Raw genomic sequence first — 13,964 nt, 5'->3', positions numbered from 1 at the left:
AAAAGCTGCAAGCCAAGCGAATCTGCTTTGACTTGCAGCTTGTCACTTGAAGCTTACAGCTGCCTTATTCAGGATTTTGGCGCTTTTTCGTACAACGGCATCACCTTCGGAATCGCTGCCTGTAGCGCGGCGATCCGGCTGCTCGATGCCGGGTGAGTGCTCATGAATTCCGGTGGCGCGCCTTCGGAAGCCTTGCTCATCTTGTCCCACAGGGTGATTGCCGCGTTCGGGTTGTAGCCGGCGCGGGCGGCCAGTTCCAGGCCGATCAGGTCGGCTTCGTTTTCGTTGGCGCGGCTGTTGGGCAAGGTCATGCCGTAGTTGGCCACGGTGTCGGCCAGCGCCAGGCTGTCCTGACCCAGACCGAACAAGGCACCGGCGCCCTGCTTCGCCATCTCCATTCCGTAAGCCTTGGACATCGCTTCACGACCGTGCTCGCGCAGGGCGTGGGCGATTTCATGGCCCATGACCGCAGCGATTTCATCGTCGGTGAGTTTCAAACTGTCGATCAGCCCGGTGTAGAAAATGATCTTGCCGCCGGGACCACAGTTGGCGTTGAGCTCATCGCTCTTGATCAGATTGACTTCCCATTGCCACTGCGCAGCGTCGGGGCGGAAGGTCGGCGCCTGGGCGATCAGGCGGTTGGCGATGGTCTGCACGCGCTTGGCTTCCGGGCTGGTCTTGTCCAGCACACCCTTGCTCGACGCCTCGCCGACGGTCTTCTGATACGACTGCGCGTACATCTGGTCGACCTCTTGCGAGGACAGCATGCTGAACATGTACTGCTTGCGCTCCACGCCCACGGCACCGCCGCTGGTGGTGTTGACCGACTGACAACCGGCGAGCAACAGCGCCGCGCTCAGTGCACTTGTAACCAATGTCTTGTTCATTCAAAAGCTCCCTGAAAACCTGAGGCGTATCCTAGGCGGCTAATTGTATTGGCGCCAGATACAACGCACGCATTGCGCGTACATCCACCTAAGGCTGCAAGACTGGCTGGAAATTCCTCAACGCGCATTGAATCCGCCGTGCACCGATCCATCAGCGACATCGCGCGGCGATTCCGACCAGCGTCTCTCATGGCCGCGCCCACCCCGCCGATAAATCCCTCGCAGATTGTCCTCTTGCGTGCGGAGCTCCCATGAAGTTCAAGTCGATCCAGTTTTCCGTCGCCGCTCTGGCCGGCGCCATCGTTCTCAGCGTGGTCGCGGCGCTGGTGCTGTACGCGCTGTTCTCCGGGGCTCGCACTCAAGAAATGGTGCAACAGCGCACCCAGGCGCAGTTCGAGCAAGTCATCGAGCAGCGCCTGACTTCGCTGGCGCAGACCCAGGTCAGCCAGATCCAGCGCGAACTCGAAGCCCCGCTGTTGATTGCCGGCGGTCTGGTGCGCGTCAACGCCCTGCTCGGCACAACCGGCGCCGACGGCCAGCCGCGCCTGAGCGTCAGCCGCGAACAACTGATCAGCCTGATCAAGGAAAACGTCGAAAAGAACCCGAAGATTCTCGGCACCTACATCGGCTGGGAAAAAAACGCACTGGACCACAATGACGCGGCCTACATCGGCAGCGCCGTGGTCGGCATCGATCCGGCCAGCGGACGTTTCCTGCCGTGGTGGTTCCGCAATACCGACGGCAGTCTGGGTGTGGACAAACTGGCCGATGTCGACGACCAGAAAACCCTGTCCACCGGGGTCCGCGCCAGCGAGTACTACCTGTGCTCGAAAGAGACGAAGAAACCCTGCGTGATCGACCCGGCACCGTACAAGGTAGGCGACAAGATCGTCATGCTCGCCTCGTTCATTGAACCGATCATGGTCAACGGCGCGTTCCAGGGCATCGTCGGCGCGGACCTCTCGGTCAATTTCATTCAGGACATGCTCCTCGCCGCCAACCAGAAGCTTTACGGCGGCGCCGGTGAAATGGCTCTGGTCGGCGGCAACGGGCGGATCGTTGCCTACACCAAGGATTCGAGCAAATTCGGTGAGAAAGTCAGCGACATTCTCGACGCCGAACAAACCAGCAATCTCGCCAATCTGAAACGCGACGAGGTCACTTACTCGGTGAATCAGGCCAAGGGCCGCATCGAGCTGTACCTGCCGTTCGGCATCGGCCAGACCGACGCGCGCTGGACGCTGATGCTGCAACTGCCGCTCAACGCGGTCATGGCCGATCTGCAAAACCTGCAGGCCGACCTTGATGCCCAGCGCAAATCCGACACCTTCGGCATGGCCATGGTCGGCCTGATCATTGCCGGCATCGGCCTGCTGGTGATCTGGCTGGTAGGGCACGGCATTGCGCGGCCACTCAAGCAAATGGTCGCCATGCTCGATGACATCGCTCAGGGCGAAGGTGACCTGACCCGGCGTTTGAGCAGTGATCGCAGCGATGAACTGGGCTCGATTGCCAAGGGCTTCAACACTTTCCTCGCCAAGTTGCAGGCGATGATCACCCAGGTGGTGACTTCAGTGCAGAGCGTCAGCGATTCCTCGGAACACACCGCCGACATTGCCATTCGCACCAACATCGGCGTGCAGAAACAGATGGCCGAGATCGATCAAGTGGCGACCGCAGTTCAGGAAATGACCGCGACCGCCCAAGACGTAGCGCGCAACGCCACCCAGGCCGCACAAGCGGCAAGCCACGCCGATCAGGCCGCCAGCCAGGGCATGCACATTGTCCGCGACACCTCGAATTCGATTGGTGCTCTGGCGGTGGAAATCGGCAAGGCTGTCGACGTGGTGCAGACGCTGGCCAAGGACAGCGAAAACATCAACGCCATCCTCACCGCCATTCGCGGCATCGCCGAACAGACCAACCTGCTGGCCTTGAACGCGGCGATCGAAGCCGCACGGGCCGGCGAGCAGGGTCGCGGTTTTGCCGTGGTCGCGGATGAGGTGCGCAATCTGGCGCAGAAAACCCAGAAGGCCACCGAAGAAATCCAGAGCATGATCCAGCAGTTGCAACAGGGCACCCGCGACGTAGTGCGTGTGATGGAAGACAGCCAGAGCCGCACCGACGAAAGCGTGCAACACGCGGCGAAAGCGGCCGAAGCGCTGGAGACGATTACGCAGGCGGTGTCGGTGATCAACGACATGAACACGCAGATTGCCAGCGCGGCGGAAGAGCAAAGTGCAGTGGCCGATGACATCAACCGCAATGTGATCAACATCGGTCAGGTGGCGAATGAAGTGGCGGGCGGTGCGGATGAGTCGAGTTCGGCGAGTGCCGGGTTGACCAGACTGGCCGAGCAGCAGCGGCGGTTGATCAATCAGTTCAAGGTCTGATCTTTAGATCCTCTTCGCGAGCAGGCTCGCTCCCACAGTTGGATTGCATTCCCCTGTGGGAGCGAGCCTGCTCGCGAATACGCCGGCACAGATCACTCATCAAGCCGGGGTCAAACACTCCGGCCCATTCAACTTCGGATCATTCACCAGATTCGCCAACACCCGCTCGCGCAGCGCCGCCGGCTCACTGGCGAGCAAACCCTGCAGCACATGCAGCGGCGTTTCGGGATCGAGCCATGCCGCTTGCCCCGCCTCATCAAGAATCAACGGTCGCCGCTGGCTCGCCGCCGACTGAGTGATCACCGCCGTGCTTAGCCAGACCTGCTCCTGCACCGGATACGCTTCCCATATCGCCGCGAAAAACAACGACGAGCCCTCCCCCGGCGTCAACCAGTACGGCCGCTTGCGCTGGGTGCCACGCCATTCGTAGAAACCGTTGGCGGGCAGCAGGCAGCGGCGCAGACGCAAGGCCTCGCGAAACATCGGCTGTTCTGCGACGGTTTCAGCGCGGGCGTGTGCCGGGGTTTTCGACAGATCGGTCAGCCACGGCGGCGTCAGGCCCCAGCGCGCACGGGCCAACGTGCGCTGGCCTTCTTCTTCGGCGCGCAGCATCAACACCGAATCATTCGGGGAGATGTTCCACTGCGCCTGCTGATCGGCGGGAAAACCTGGCAGGGCCGCGAAGTCGCGGTTCCAGCGAAACAGGGCATAACGTCCACACATGGGGCAACACGACTCTGAATAAAACGAAGGCCAGCCTAACAGACCAGCGTCCCGGGGAAGCTCTCCGGTTCGTCGCCGGGCAGCGGCAGCGCGGCATTGTACGCGGTGATCAGCTCGCGGGCGTATTCGGCCTGATCGTTATCCACCGACAACCCGAGCAGGCCGAAGATCGGCAGTTCACCCGTGCCGCCCACCAGGTCACGGCCGATCAAGTGCGCCTCGATCCCTTCATTGGCGAGCATGCCCTTGAGCATTTCGCCTTCCATCAGGTTTGCCGGCTCGTAGATACGCTGCATACGCGGCCCTCACTCGTTTTCGCTGAAGACTTCAAGAAACCAGTCTTCACCGTGCACTTGCAGGACGAAGGTGATCGGCCGACAGCACACCTGGCAGTCCTCTATATAGGTCTGATCGCCGCCGGACAGGTCCACGGATGTCTCAACCACTTCCCCACAATAAGGACATTCATACTCAGCGGCTTCCAGCATCGCGGTCTCCCAAGTGACTTGTGCGTATAATCGCCGGTCTATTTGCAGGGCTATTTTTGTCTGGCTACTTTTTCAGACCGTGCCCCGCGGGTTTTCGATCAAACCCTTTACTTACCCTAGCCGTTTCCAACAAGAGAGCATGATGGGCGAATTCGATGCCATCCGACCTTACGACGACAGCGAAGTACCTGCGGTACTGGCAAGGCTGCTCGGCGACAAGGCGTTTCTAGATATCCTCACCCACTTCCGCTTCCCGCGTTTTGCCGGTGCCTTCGGCTGGATGCTCAAACCTCTTATAGCCCATCGGCTGCGTCGTGAGTTTGCCGACGTGAATTCCGTGGCTACCTTACAGGACAAAGTCGAGTTCTACGTCGACCACACCATCGAGCGCGCCACCGACGGCGTGACGTATACCGGTGTCGAGCAGTTCAAGTCCGGCAGCGCCTACCTGTTCATCGCCAACCACCGCGATATCGTCATGGACCCGGCCTTCGTCAACTATGCCGTGTACCATGCCGGCCTGCCGACACCGCGCATCGCGATTGGCGACAATCTGCTGCAAAAGCCGTTTGTCAGTGACCTGATGCGCTTGAACAAGAGCTTCATCGTCCACCGTTCGATCACCGGCCGTCGCGAGAAAATGGCGGCGTATCAACTGCTATCGGCGTACATCAACCACTCGATCCGCAACGATTGCGCCTCGATCTGGATTGCTCAGGCTGAAGGTCGGGCGAAGGACGGCGACGACCGTACCGAGTCGGCGATCCTCAAGATGTTCCACATGAGCCGCAAGGACGAGCCGTTCGGCGAAGTGATCCGCTCGCTGAACGTCACCCCGGTGTCGATCAGCTACGAGTACGACCCCTGCGACCAGGCCAAGGCCCGCGAGCTGTATATCCGCGCCACCACCGGCACCTACGCCAAGGCGCCGGGCGAGGATGACGTGAGCATTGCCAAGGGCATCACCGGCTACAAGGGTCGGGTGCACGTGAACTTTGCCGCGCCGATTACCGAGGTGTTCGAAGACACCAAGCAGTTGGCGATCGAGATGGACAAGCAGATTCTCGGCGGCTACCGGTTGTTCCCGGTGCATTACCTGGCGTACGCGCAATGGGCGGATGCCGATCCGCAACTGAATGTGCCGAAGGCGGCCGAAGTGTTCCCGGCTGACGAACTGGCCAAGGCGCAGGATGAGTGGCAGAGCCGACTGGATGGCTGCCCTGCCGAGCATCGTCCGTATCTGGTGCTGCAATATGCGACGCCGGTGCGCAATCAGTACCGGGTCAAGGCTGGGTTGCCGCTGTAAAGCAACAGCAAGATCAAAAGATCGCAGCCTTCGGCAGCTCCTACATGGGAATGATGTACATCCTGTAGGAGCTGCCGAAGGCTGCGATCTTTTGCTTTTAAAAGCGGGTGCTGATCCAGGAGACGATCAAAGCAAGCCCCAGGCAGGCGAAACCGAAGCGATAGAAAAAGCGGTTCATGCGCAATGTCGCCCAATCGAGCATCGGCTCGGCATTCGGCTGCGCCTGGCGCTGTGCCGCCAGACTGGCCTGCGCGCGTTGCTCACGACGGCGGGTCGCGTGTAGCAGCCAACTGCCCGGAAAGGCCAGCAGCAAGGCCAGCAGGTTGATCAATTTGGCGGGATGGGCGGTAAACAGCGTCATCAAGTGCAGCGACATCACAGACCTCGAACTTAACCGGTGTGGCAGACGCCAGACCGACGACCGCGGCGCGGATTCTACCCAAACCCTGACGCCCTGCCCCAGCCTTTGCGACAAATAACCTGACAATCGACCGATGGCTGCCCTGTGTCATGGCATCGTCACGTGGATGCTTCACCCTGCGCGCCTCGAAACCCGAATGGAATGCGACATGCTGCACGCGGAAAATCAGGATCGCCTGTACCTCATCACCCCTTACGACGATCAGCAAAGCCTGATCGGCAGCCTCGCCTTCAACGTGCAGGACCGGCACTGGCTGGTGTATTGCGCGCTGGGCGGGCATCAGCATGCGGACTTGCCCGAGACCGATTTGCTGACAGGAGTGAGCGTGCTCGATTTCTATTCCCAGGCTGCCTGAAACACCACAGATCCCCCTGTGGGAGCGAGCCTGCTCGCGAATGCATTGGGTCACTCAACATTGGTTCGACTGAGCCAGCGCTTTCGCGAGCAGGCTCGCTCCCACAGGTTTATGTGGTATTCAAAACATGCGGCCACAAAAAAGCCCGGAACCATCACTGGCCCCGGGCTTTTTCACATTCGCTGCAAGCTTACTCAGCGAGTACCTGACCCACAGTCGGGTCCTTGAACAGACGCGTCAGTGCATCACTCAATACGTCGCTGACCAGTTTGGTATTGGTTTCCTGATTCGGCGCCATGCCGAAGCGCTGGTCCAGCGAAGCACCGTAACGGCCGCTGTAGCGGCGGTTGGCGTTCTGCACGTCGGAGCGGAAGGTCGCGCCGATGGTCGCTTCGGTCACGTACATGCCTTCTTTCGGCGACTGGTACTTCAGCTCGGCCAGGGTCACGGTCAGCTGCGGCGCGTTGGGTGCGTTAGTGGTCGGGGTGAAGCCGAGCAGGCGTACGGCGGCTTCGGCCTGGGCCTGAAGCTTGGGCAGGATCTGCTCGCGCTGCACGGTGATGGCGCTGGTTTCCGGGTACAGACCGCCACGGGTGCCGAGGGTTGGCGACGGACGACCGTCGACCACACGGACTATGACCGGCTGCCCGCGACCGACCGCTGGCAGTTGCGTGGTCAGCTTCGGCTCCGGATTCAGTTGTTGCGGGCTGTGGGCGCAGCCGGCGAGGGTCAAACCGGCGACAGTGATCAAACCGAACAACAGGCGTTGCAACATGCTCTTCTCTCCAGAATCAGGCACAAACAGGCCGGCAGTATAGCGGTGGGCCACTGCGCGTAACCAGCGCCGCACAGTGAATACTGAAATGTCTGACAAACCCCGCCGAAAGCGGTTCCTGTCACACATTCTTCACCGTCCATACACCCTGGCGTCATGGCTCGCCGACAAGCTTCAAAGCAGTCCCCCTTCAAGGAACTCTGCCATGCGCTATCTGATCTCGCTGTTCGCCCCACGCCCGCTGCATCGCAGCTTCGCCCTGCTCGACCGCAATGGCCATTGCCAGGCTTTCAAGCAGTGCAGTCTGCAACCGATGGGTGACGGCTGGGTGGAAATCGAAGAAATCCGCCTGACCTGGCTGAACCAGCCGCTGCCCGCCAGCGCCCGGGTCGTACCGCGACAAATGCGCGCACGGGGCCAGGTGCAGTTGAGCATCTGACCGGATGCCTAATAAAAGTCATTAAACACGAGCAACTGCGCGCATTTCTTCGCTACAATCTCCCCCCGATTATAAGGACGTCTCCTGATCGGGCCCCGCAACAGCGTCAATGCGCATGCATCGACATCAAAATCGCCCACAGAGAGCCGCCCACACAGATCGAGTGAAGTTGGCGCGCTTGCCTGTTCTTCCGGCAAAACCCCGCTTTTCGCGAATCTGCAGAGCTGTCATTCGCTCGGCCACCGCGTTGTTTTGCCCTTGCGGGCAGGTGCCAGGCCAAGGCAGCCCTTTTTTGAGGTTCACGTCTTCAAAAGAGCGTGAAAAAAACGGGTTTTCACAACTTCACAAGAGTGTGGCGAGCAAATGAATAGTTTTGCGTCTGAACATGCACCATTAGCGTCTGAAACAGCCCAACGACACAGGACCGGGTATACCTCGAACATCGGAGCCTGAAGCCTGTCCGCTACGGATTTGGTTGCACGAAAACGGATGACTCGACCATAAGTCGAATTGCCAGCCCTGCGTGAAAATGCGTTCATGGAACGCTTGAAACCAGGCCGCACGCATCCGTCGAAGTTGCGAAAAATTGCGAAGATTCGGACATGGCCCACCTGACCACGGATAGCCCGGGCCCACTGACCTGCCCTGGAACGCCTGGCAGCCATGCCGACAATTTGGTGCTGCAGATTTGGGAGACGCGTTAAATGGCGCATAACGAAGCAGTCGACGTAGTTCTGGTAGGGGCCGGCATCATGAGTGCCACCCTGGCCGTACTGCTCAAAGAGCTCGACCCCGCGATCAAGCTGGAAGTCGTCGAGCTGATGGATTCCGGCGCCGCCGAGAGTTCCAATCCGTGGAACAACGCCGGTACCGGTCACGCCGGCCTGTGCGAGCTGAACTACACCCCGCAGGCTGCCGACGGCAGCGTCGACATCAAGAAAGCCGTGCACATCAACACCCAGTTCGAGGTGTCGAAGCAGTTCTGGTCGTACCTGACCAAGAAGGGCACGTTCGGCTCGTGCAAATCCTTCATCAGCCCGGTGCCGCACCTGAGTTTCGTTCAGGGCGAAAGCGGCGTGTCGTTCCTCAAGGAACGCTTCAACGTGTTGAGCAAGCACCACGCGTTTGCCGACATTGAATACACCGAAGACAAGGGCAAGATGGCCGAGTGGATGCCGCTGATGATGCCGGGCCGCTCGCCCGACGAAGTCCTCGCCGCCACCCGCGTGATGAACGGCACCGACGTCAACTTCGGCGCCCTCACCAATCAGTTGCTCAAGCACCTGAGCAGCGCCCCGGACACTCAGGTCAAATACTGCAAGCGCGTGACCGGCCTCAAGCGTAACGGCGCCGGCTGGACCGTCAGCATCAAGGACGTCAACAACGGCAACACCCGCGAAGTCGACGCAAAGTTTGTCTTCCTCGGGGCCGGTGGCGCGGCCCTGCCGTTGCTGCAGGCTTCGGGCATCGAAGAAAGCAAAGGCTTCGGCGGCTTCCCGATCAGTGGCCAGTGGCTGCGTTGCGATAACCCGGAAGTGGTCAAACATCACCAGGCCAAGGTCTACAGCCAGGCGGCCGTGGGTTCGCCACCGATGTCGGTGCCGCACCTCGACACTCGCGTCGTCGACGGCAAGAAATCCCTGCTGTTCGGGCCATACGCCGGTTTCACCACCAAGTTCCTCAAGCATGGCTCCTTCATGGACCTGCCGATGTCGGTGCGCGCCGGCAACATCGGGCCGATGCTGGCGGTGGCGAAAAACAATATGGACCTGACCAAATACCTGGTCAGCGAAGTGATGCAGTCGATGGAACAGCGTCTGGAATCCCTGCGCCGTTTCTACCCGCAGGCGAAAGCCGAAGACTGGCGCCTGGAAGTGGCCGGCCAACGGGTGCAGATCATCAAGAAGGACCCGAAAAAGGGCGGCATCCTGCAGTTCGGTACCGAACTGGTCGCGGCGAAGGACGGCTCCCTCGCTGCCCTGCTCGGCGCTTCGCCAGGCGCGTCGGTGACCGTTTCGATCATGCTCGAGCTGATCGAAAAATGCTTCCCGACCAAGGCGTCGGGCGAGTGGGCAAGCAAACTGGCGGAAATCTTCCCGGCCCGCGAGGAGGTTCTGGAAACCGATGCTGCGCTGTATCGCAAGATCAACACGCAGAACAACATCGCCCTGGAACTGGTTGAAGAAAGCAGCGAGACACCAAGCTACGCTTGATCTTGCGGCATAAAAAACGCCCCGGACTCAGAGAGTGCGGGGCGTTTTTTTATGCGGATAAACAGTCAGCCACAAAATCTATGGTGTGAGTGACATCGCTTTCGCGAGCAAGCCCGCTCCCACAGTGAATCTCATGTGCACACAAGATGTGTGGCAACAGAGATCAATGTGGGAGCGGGCTTGCTCGCGAAAGGGTCAGAGCCAACACCACCCATCTGGCAAGAATGTGTTTTTGCCAAATGTCAGGTACGGGACTTTTCGATCAGTTCGATGTAGTCCGGGGCATTACGCTGATCGGCGATCAGCTCAACAAAGGTCTTCCCCTGCTCGTCCTTGCCATCAACGTCATAACCGGCCTCAACGAAGAAACCCAGAAAACGCTCGAAGTCATCGATACGCAAACCGCGATACGCCTTGATCAGTTTGTGCAGCGACGGCGAAGTGGCGTCGACCGGCTCAAAATCGAGGAACAGCTTGATCTGCTCATCGCCGATCTCGTCACCAATCACTTGTTTCTTATCTTTACGCATTGCCGACTCCAGCTCGCAGACATGACACGGGGCGGGCAGTTTACCCCTGCCCGACCGCCCGGCTCAACGCGGACGAATCGCCCCGGTGTGCAAATCGGCCCAGATATGGCCGTTGGCATAACTGAGGAACTGCACATACACCGTGTCGTTGCGCAGCAGATCCATCACCACGCGGTATTGAGCGAGCGGATAGAACAGCGTCAGAGTTTTGCTTTTGTCATCGTAGGCCGGTTTTTTCAGGCTTTTGCTTTCGCCGTCGAAACTCACCAGCACCTGGCTGATGGTCGCGCCCTTGTTCAGCGATTTGCCTTTGAGGCGAATCAACAAGGATGAGGTGACCGGAATCGGCTGCTGATTGGACTGGCGCTGCGCACCGACCACTACCGAATACTCGCTGACCTGCAGCAGTTGCTGCTGCTCGGGTTCAGCGTCGCGCAGGGTCAGGTCGTCCGGCGGCAGAAACTGGCTGTGCATCGGCGCGGCGGACAGTGGCAGGCTGAGGGACAGCAACAGGGCAGCGAGACTGCAGATCAAGAGGCGCATGACAGGCTCCGGGGGGGCGGGGCCGAGCACTCTAGCATGGCTGTCGCGCAAGGATCAGCACACACAAAAACAACTGTGGGAGCGAGCCTGCTCGCGAAAGCGGTGTGTCAGTTTTCAATGATGCTGACTGACACGACGCCTTCGCGAGCAGGCTCGCTCCCACAGGGGGCAATGCAGGTTCTTACATGCCTTTAACGGCGTAAATCCCGTTGGCGTTGCGCCAGTAGCCCTTGTAGTCCATGCCATAACCGAAGATGTAGCGGTCGATGCATGGCAGGCCGACGAAATCGGCTTTCAGGTCAGGACGCGCCTTGCGGTCGTGGTCCTTGTCGATCAGCACAGCGGTGTGCACTTTGCGCGCGCCGGCGTGTTTGCAGAAGTCGATGATCGCGCCCAAGGTGTGACCTTCGTCGAGGATGTCGTCGATGATCAGCACGTCGCGGTCAATGAACGAGACTTCCGGCTTGGCTTTCCAGAACAGGTCGCCGCCGCTGGTTTCGTTGCGATAACGGGTCGCATGCAGGTAGGACGCTTCCAGCGGGAATTGCAGATGCGTGAGCAGTTTGCCGGAGAAGATCAGGCCGCCGTTCATCACGCAGAACACCACCGGGTTGCTGTCAGCCAGTTGTTCGTTGATTTGTGCACCGACGCGGGCGATGGCCGCCTCGACTTCAGACTCGGTGTACAGGCAGTCAGCCTCTCGCATGATTTGACGGATATGCTCGAGATCAGCGGACATGGCGCTCTCCAGGGGTTGGCGGAATTGGAAAAGCGGGCAAAGGTACGCATCCCGCGAGGTCGAATCAAGCTCTTATGGACTAACGTACAGAATGTCCTATAGGACATCACCCTCGGATAGATTAATCTAGGCCGGTTTTTTTGCCCGCCGCCGGAGCCTTTCCCATGCCCATCCTCGAGATCCGCCATCCGCTGATCCGTCATAAACTCGGCCTGATGCGCCGCGCTGACATCAGCACCAAGAATTTCCGCGAGCTCGCTCAGGAAGTCGGCGCCCTGTTGACCTATGAAGCTACAAAAGATCTGCCGCTCGAATCCTACGACATTGCCGGCTGGTGCGGCACCGTGTCGGTGGAGAAGATCGCCGGCAAGAAGATTACCGTTGTGCCGATCCTGCGTGCAGGCATCGGCATGCTCGAAGGCGTGCTCAGCCTGATCCCGGGCGCCAAGGTCTCCGCTGTGGGCGTGGCCCGCAATGAAGAAACCTTGCAAGCGCACACCTATCTGGAAAAACTGGTACCGGAAATCGACGAGCGTCTGGCGATGATCATCGACCCGATGCTCGCCACCGGCAGCTCCATGGTTGCCACCATCGACCTGCTGAAAAAGGCCGGTTGCCGCGACATCCGCGCCATGGTCCTGGTCGCCGCGCCGGAAGGCATTGCTGCGGTAGAACAGGCGCACCCGGACGTGACCATCTATACCGCGTCCATCGATGAGCGCTTGAACGAGCACGGCTACATCATTCCTGGACTTGGCGACGCCGGTGACAAGATCTTCGGCACCAAGCAGAAGGACGCGTAACCATGCAGCAAGAGTTCAACGATCCGCTCTGGCGCACGGTGCTGTCCGGCGCGCAGATGCTGTTCGTGGCTTTCGGCGCCCTGGTGCTGATGCCACTGATCACGGGCCTGGACCCGAACGTGGCACTGTTTACCGCAGGTCTGGGGACAATCCTGTTCCAGATCGTCACCGGGCGTCAGGTGCCGGTGTTTCTGGCGTCGAGCTTCGCCTTCATCACGCCGATCATTCTCGCCAAGGGCCAGTTCGGCCTCGCCGCGACCATGGGCGGAGTGATGGCGGCCGGTTTCGTCTACACCTTCCTCGGCCTGGCCGTGAAGATCAAAGGCACCGGCTTCATTGACCGCTTGCTGCCACCGGTGGTGATCGGTCCGGTGATCATTTCCATTGGCCTGGCCATGGCGCCGATTGCCGCGAACATGGCGATGGGCAAGGCCGGTGACGGCACCGAACTGATCCACTATCAGACGGCGATGATGATTTCCATGCCGGCGCTGCTGACCACGTTGATCGTGGCGGTGTTCGGCAAGGGCATCTTCCGTCTGGTGCCGATCATTTCCGGCGTGCTGGTGGGTTTTGCCATGTCGTTCTATTTCGGCGTGGTCGATACGGCGAAGATTGCTGCAGCGCCTTGGTTCGCCCTGCCGCACTTCACTGCGCCCGAGTTCAACTGGCAGGCGATTCTGTTCATCGTTCCAGTGGCGCTGGCCCCGGCGATCGAGCACATCGGCGGCGTGATTGCCGTGGGTAGCGTGACCGGTCGCGACTATCTGAAGAAGCCGGGCCTGCATCGCACCCTGCTCGGTGACGGCATCGCCACCACCGCCGCCGGCCTGTTCGGTGGCCCGCCCAACACCACGTACGCCGAAGTGACCGGCGCGGTGATGCTGACTAAGAACTACAACCCGAAAATCATGACCTGGGCGGCGATCTTCGCCATCACCCTGGCCTTCATCGGCAAGTTCGGCGCGCTGCTGCAAAGCATTCCGGTGCCGGTGATGGGCGGGATTCTGTGCCTGTTGTTCGGTTCGATTGCGGCGGTGGGCATGAACACCCTGATCCGCCACAAGATCGACCTGGGCGAAGCGCGCAATCTGGTGATTGTTTCGGTGACGCTGGTATTCGGTATCGGCGGCGTGCTGGTCGGCACCGGCACCGGTCCTGATGACTTCGGCCTCAAAGGCATCGCGCTGTGCGCGGTGGTGGCGATTGTGCTGAACCTGATCCTGCCGGGCAATGATGGCTGGAAGAACAAGAAGGCGGATGAGCCGCTGATTTAAGTCTTTAGAGCTTCATCGCCTGATACACCGCATTCGCGAGCAGGCTCGCTCCCACAGGTTGGAATGCATTTC

Annotated in this window: 16 protein-coding genes and 1 pseudogene; 8 read left to right on the top strand and 9 right to left on the bottom strand. The window is 60.0% G+C overall.

Features of this window, described 5'->3' with window-relative positions:
• Window positions 1-68: 68 nt before the first annotated feature.
• Window positions 69-887: a M48 family metallopeptidase gene (locus AC4IHP_RS19405; RefSeq protein WP_039761327.1), complete on the bottom strand. Its 819-nt coding sequence runs from the start codon at window positions 885-887 to the stop codon at window positions 69-71.
• Between the two features lie 251 nt (window positions 888-1,138).
• Here AC4IHP_RS19405 and AC4IHP_RS19400 point away from each other — a divergent pair.
• Together AC4IHP_RS19400 and AC4IHP_RS19395 are read left to right on the top strand one after the other, a co-directional pair.
• A pseudogene (locus AC4IHP_RS19400) lies at window positions 1,139-2,425 on the top strand (methyl-accepting chemotaxis protein); the annotation flags it as partial.
• 12 nt (window positions 2,426-2,437) lie between these two features.
• The gene (locus AC4IHP_RS19395; RefSeq protein WP_490832492.1) at window positions 2,438-3,280 is read left to right on the top strand and encodes a methyl-accepting chemotaxis protein; all 843 of its coding nucleotides are present in this window, start codon (window positions 2,438-2,440) and stop codon (window positions 3,278-3,280) included.
• A 99-nt stretch (window positions 3,281-3,379) separates the two neighbouring features.
• On the opposite strand, the gene AC4IHP_RS19390 is transcribed toward AC4IHP_RS19395, so the two are convergent.
• The 3 genes from AC4IHP_RS19390 to AC4IHP_RS19380 are packed head-to-tail and all read right to left on the bottom strand — an operon-like array spanning window position 3,380 to window position 4,491.
• The gene (locus AC4IHP_RS19390) at window positions 3,380-4,003 is read right to left on the bottom strand and encodes an SOS response-associated peptidase (protein ID WP_490832483.1); all 624 of its coding nucleotides are present in this window, start codon (window positions 4,001-4,003) and stop codon (window positions 3,380-3,382) included.
• A 35-nt stretch (window positions 4,004-4,038) separates the two neighbouring features.
• Window positions 4,039-4,299 carry a putative signal transducing protein gene (locus tag AC4IHP_RS19385; protein ID WP_042609728.1) on the bottom strand — a complete coding sequence of 87 codons (261 nt, stop codon included), beginning with the start codon at window positions 4,297-4,299 and terminating at the stop codon, window positions 4,039-4,041.
• Window positions 4,300-4,308: 9 nt separating this feature from the next.
• Window positions 4,309-4,491, bottom strand: coding sequence for a CPXCG motif-containing cysteine-rich protein (locus AC4IHP_RS19380; RefSeq protein ID WP_042609727.1), 183 nt, complete (start codon window positions 4,489-4,491; stop codon window positions 4,309-4,311).
• A 142-nt stretch (window positions 4,492-4,633) separates the two neighbouring features.
• Between AC4IHP_RS19380 and AC4IHP_RS19375 the strand changes: the two genes are divergently transcribed.
• On the top strand, window positions 4,634-5,797 hold the full coding sequence (locus tag AC4IHP_RS19375) for a 1-acyl-sn-glycerol-3-phosphate acyltransferase (protein WP_460121388.1): 1,164 nt from the start codon (window positions 4,634-4,636) through the stop codon (window positions 5,795-5,797).
• Window positions 5,798-5,894: 97 nt separating this feature from the next.
• Here the strand turns inward: AC4IHP_RS19375 and AC4IHP_RS19370 are convergent, their stop codons facing one another.
• Window positions 5,895-6,173, bottom strand: a complete 279-nt coding sequence (locus tag AC4IHP_RS19370; protein ID WP_016770663.1) for a hypothetical protein — start codon at window positions 6,171-6,173, stop codon at window positions 5,895-5,897.
• A gap of 193 nt (window positions 6,174-6,366) precedes the next feature.
• Here AC4IHP_RS19370 and AC4IHP_RS19365 point away from each other — a divergent pair, with 193 nt between their 5' ends.
• Window positions 6,367-6,573, top strand: coding sequence for a hypothetical protein (locus AC4IHP_RS19365; RefSeq protein ID WP_095181665.1), 207 nt, complete (start codon window positions 6,367-6,369; stop codon window positions 6,571-6,573).
• A gap of 190 nt (window positions 6,574-6,763) precedes the next feature.
• On the opposite strand, the gene AC4IHP_RS19360 is transcribed toward AC4IHP_RS19365, so the two are convergent.
• A complete protein-coding gene (locus AC4IHP_RS19360; RefSeq protein WP_024014276.1) occupies window positions 6,764-7,348 on the bottom strand; it encodes a YajG family lipoprotein in 585 nt (194 codons plus the stop codon).
• 205 nt (window positions 7,349-7,553) lie between these two features.
• Between AC4IHP_RS19360 and AC4IHP_RS19355 the strand changes: the two genes are divergently transcribed.
• Together AC4IHP_RS19355 and mqo are read left to right on the top strand one after the other, a co-directional pair.
• Complete coding sequence (locus tag AC4IHP_RS19355; protein ID WP_039761314.1) at window positions 7,554-7,787, top strand: hypothetical protein; 234 nt, start codon at window positions 7,554-7,556, stop codon at window positions 7,785-7,787.
• A gap of 704 nt (window positions 7,788-8,491) precedes the next feature.
• A complete protein-coding gene (gene mqo, locus AC4IHP_RS19350) occupies window positions 8,492-10,000 on the top strand; it encodes a malate dehydrogenase (quinone) (RefSeq protein ID WP_490832482.1) in 1,509 nt (502 codons plus the stop codon).
• 242 nt (window positions 10,001-10,242) lie between these two features.
• On the opposite strand, the gene AC4IHP_RS19345 is transcribed toward mqo, so the two are convergent.
• From AC4IHP_RS19345 to AC4IHP_RS19335, 3 genes are all read right to left on the bottom strand, one after another.
• Window positions 10,243-10,530 carry a PA4642 family protein gene (locus AC4IHP_RS19345; protein ID WP_400754536.1) on the bottom strand — a complete coding sequence of 96 codons (288 nt, stop codon included), beginning with the start codon at window positions 10,528-10,530 and terminating at the stop codon, window positions 10,243-10,245.
• Between the two features lie 63 nt (window positions 10,531-10,593).
• On the bottom strand, window positions 10,594-11,073 hold the full coding sequence (locus AC4IHP_RS19340; protein ID WP_460121396.1) for a hypothetical protein: 480 nt from the start codon (window positions 11,071-11,073) through the stop codon (window positions 10,594-10,596).
• 181 nt (window positions 11,074-11,254) lie between these two features.
• Complete coding sequence (locus AC4IHP_RS19335) at window positions 11,255-11,812, bottom strand: hypoxanthine-guanine phosphoribosyltransferase (protein WP_016773231.1); 558 nt, start codon at window positions 11,810-11,812, stop codon at window positions 11,255-11,257.
• Between the two features lie 164 nt (window positions 11,813-11,976).
• Between AC4IHP_RS19335 and upp the strand changes: the two genes are divergently transcribed.
• Together upp and AC4IHP_RS19325 are read left to right on the top strand one after the other, a co-directional pair.
• Entirely contained in the window at window positions 11,977-12,615 is a 639-nt protein-coding gene (gene upp / locus AC4IHP_RS19330; protein ID WP_024014279.1) for a uracil phosphoribosyltransferase, read from the top strand.
• A 2-nt stretch (window positions 12,616-12,617) separates the two neighbouring features.
• Window positions 12,618-13,892 carry a uracil-xanthine permease family protein gene (locus AC4IHP_RS19325; RefSeq protein WP_460121398.1) on the top strand — a complete coding sequence of 425 codons (1,275 nt, stop codon included), beginning with the start codon at window positions 12,618-12,620 and terminating at the stop codon, window positions 13,890-13,892.
• Window positions 13,893-13,964: the final 72 nt, after the last annotated feature.

The sequence above is a fragment of the Pseudomonas sp. UF-293 genome (assembly GCF_058245595.1).
The sequence above is the reverse complement of the archived record's forward strand: the minus strand, read 5'-3'. Positions and strand labels throughout refer to the sequence as shown.

What these genes read in the sequence shown, in the direction of transcription:
- AC4IHP_RS19405 (WP_039761327.1), bottom strand. Translation starts at nt 887, where the DNA reads ATGAACAAGACATTGGTTACAAGTGCACTGAGCGCGGCGCTGTTGCTC.
- AC4IHP_RS19395 (WP_490832492.1), top strand. Translation starts at nt 2,438, where the DNA reads ATGATCACCCAGGTGGTGACTTCAGTGCAGAGCGTCAGCGATTCCTCG.
- AC4IHP_RS19390 (WP_490832483.1), bottom strand. Translation starts at nt 4,003, where the DNA reads ATGTGTGGACGTTATGCCCTGTTTCGCTGGAACCGCGACTTCGCGGCC.
- AC4IHP_RS19385 (WP_042609728.1), bottom strand. Translation starts at nt 4,299, where the DNA reads ATGCAGCGTATCTACGAGCCGGCAAACCTGATGGAAGGCGAAATGCTC.
- AC4IHP_RS19380 (WP_042609727.1), bottom strand. Translation starts at nt 4,491, where the DNA reads ATGCTGGAAGCCGCTGAGTATGAATGTCCTTATTGTGGGGAAGTGGTT.
- AC4IHP_RS19375 (WP_460121388.1), top strand. Translation starts at nt 4,634, where the DNA reads ATGGGCGAATTCGATGCCATCCGACCTTACGACGACAGCGAAGTACCT.
- AC4IHP_RS19370 (WP_016770663.1), bottom strand. Translation starts at nt 6,173, where the DNA reads ATGTCGCTGCACTTGATGACGCTGTTTACCGCCCATCCCGCCAAATTG.
- AC4IHP_RS19365 (WP_095181665.1), top strand. Translation starts at nt 6,367, where the DNA reads ATGCTGCACGCGGAAAATCAGGATCGCCTGTACCTCATCACCCCTTAC.
- AC4IHP_RS19360 (WP_024014276.1), bottom strand. Translation starts at nt 7,348, where the DNA reads ATGTTGCAACGCCTGTTGTTCGGTTTGATCACTGTCGCCGGTTTGACC.
- AC4IHP_RS19355 (WP_039761314.1), top strand. Translation starts at nt 7,554, where the DNA reads ATGCGCTATCTGATCTCGCTGTTCGCCCCACGCCCGCTGCATCGCAGC.
- mqo (WP_490832482.1), top strand. Translation starts at nt 8,492, where the DNA reads ATGGCGCATAACGAAGCAGTCGACGTAGTTCTGGTAGGGGCCGGCATC.
- AC4IHP_RS19345 (WP_400754536.1), bottom strand. Translation starts at nt 10,530, where the DNA reads ATGCGTAAAGATAAGAAACAAGTGATTGGTGACGAGATCGGCGATGAG.
- AC4IHP_RS19340 (WP_460121396.1), bottom strand. Translation starts at nt 11,073, where the DNA reads ATGCGCCTCTTGATCTGCAGTCTCGCTGCCCTGTTGCTGTCCCTCAGC.
- AC4IHP_RS19335 (WP_016773231.1), bottom strand. Translation starts at nt 11,812, where the DNA reads ATGTCCGCTGATCTCGAGCATATCCGTCAAATCATGCGAGAGGCTGAC.
- upp (WP_024014279.1), top strand. Translation starts at nt 11,977, where the DNA reads ATGCCCATCCTCGAGATCCGCCATCCGCTGATCCGTCATAAACTCGGC.
- AC4IHP_RS19325 (WP_460121398.1), top strand. Translation starts at nt 12,618, where the DNA reads ATGCAGCAAGAGTTCAACGATCCGCTCTGGCGCACGGTGCTGTCCGGC.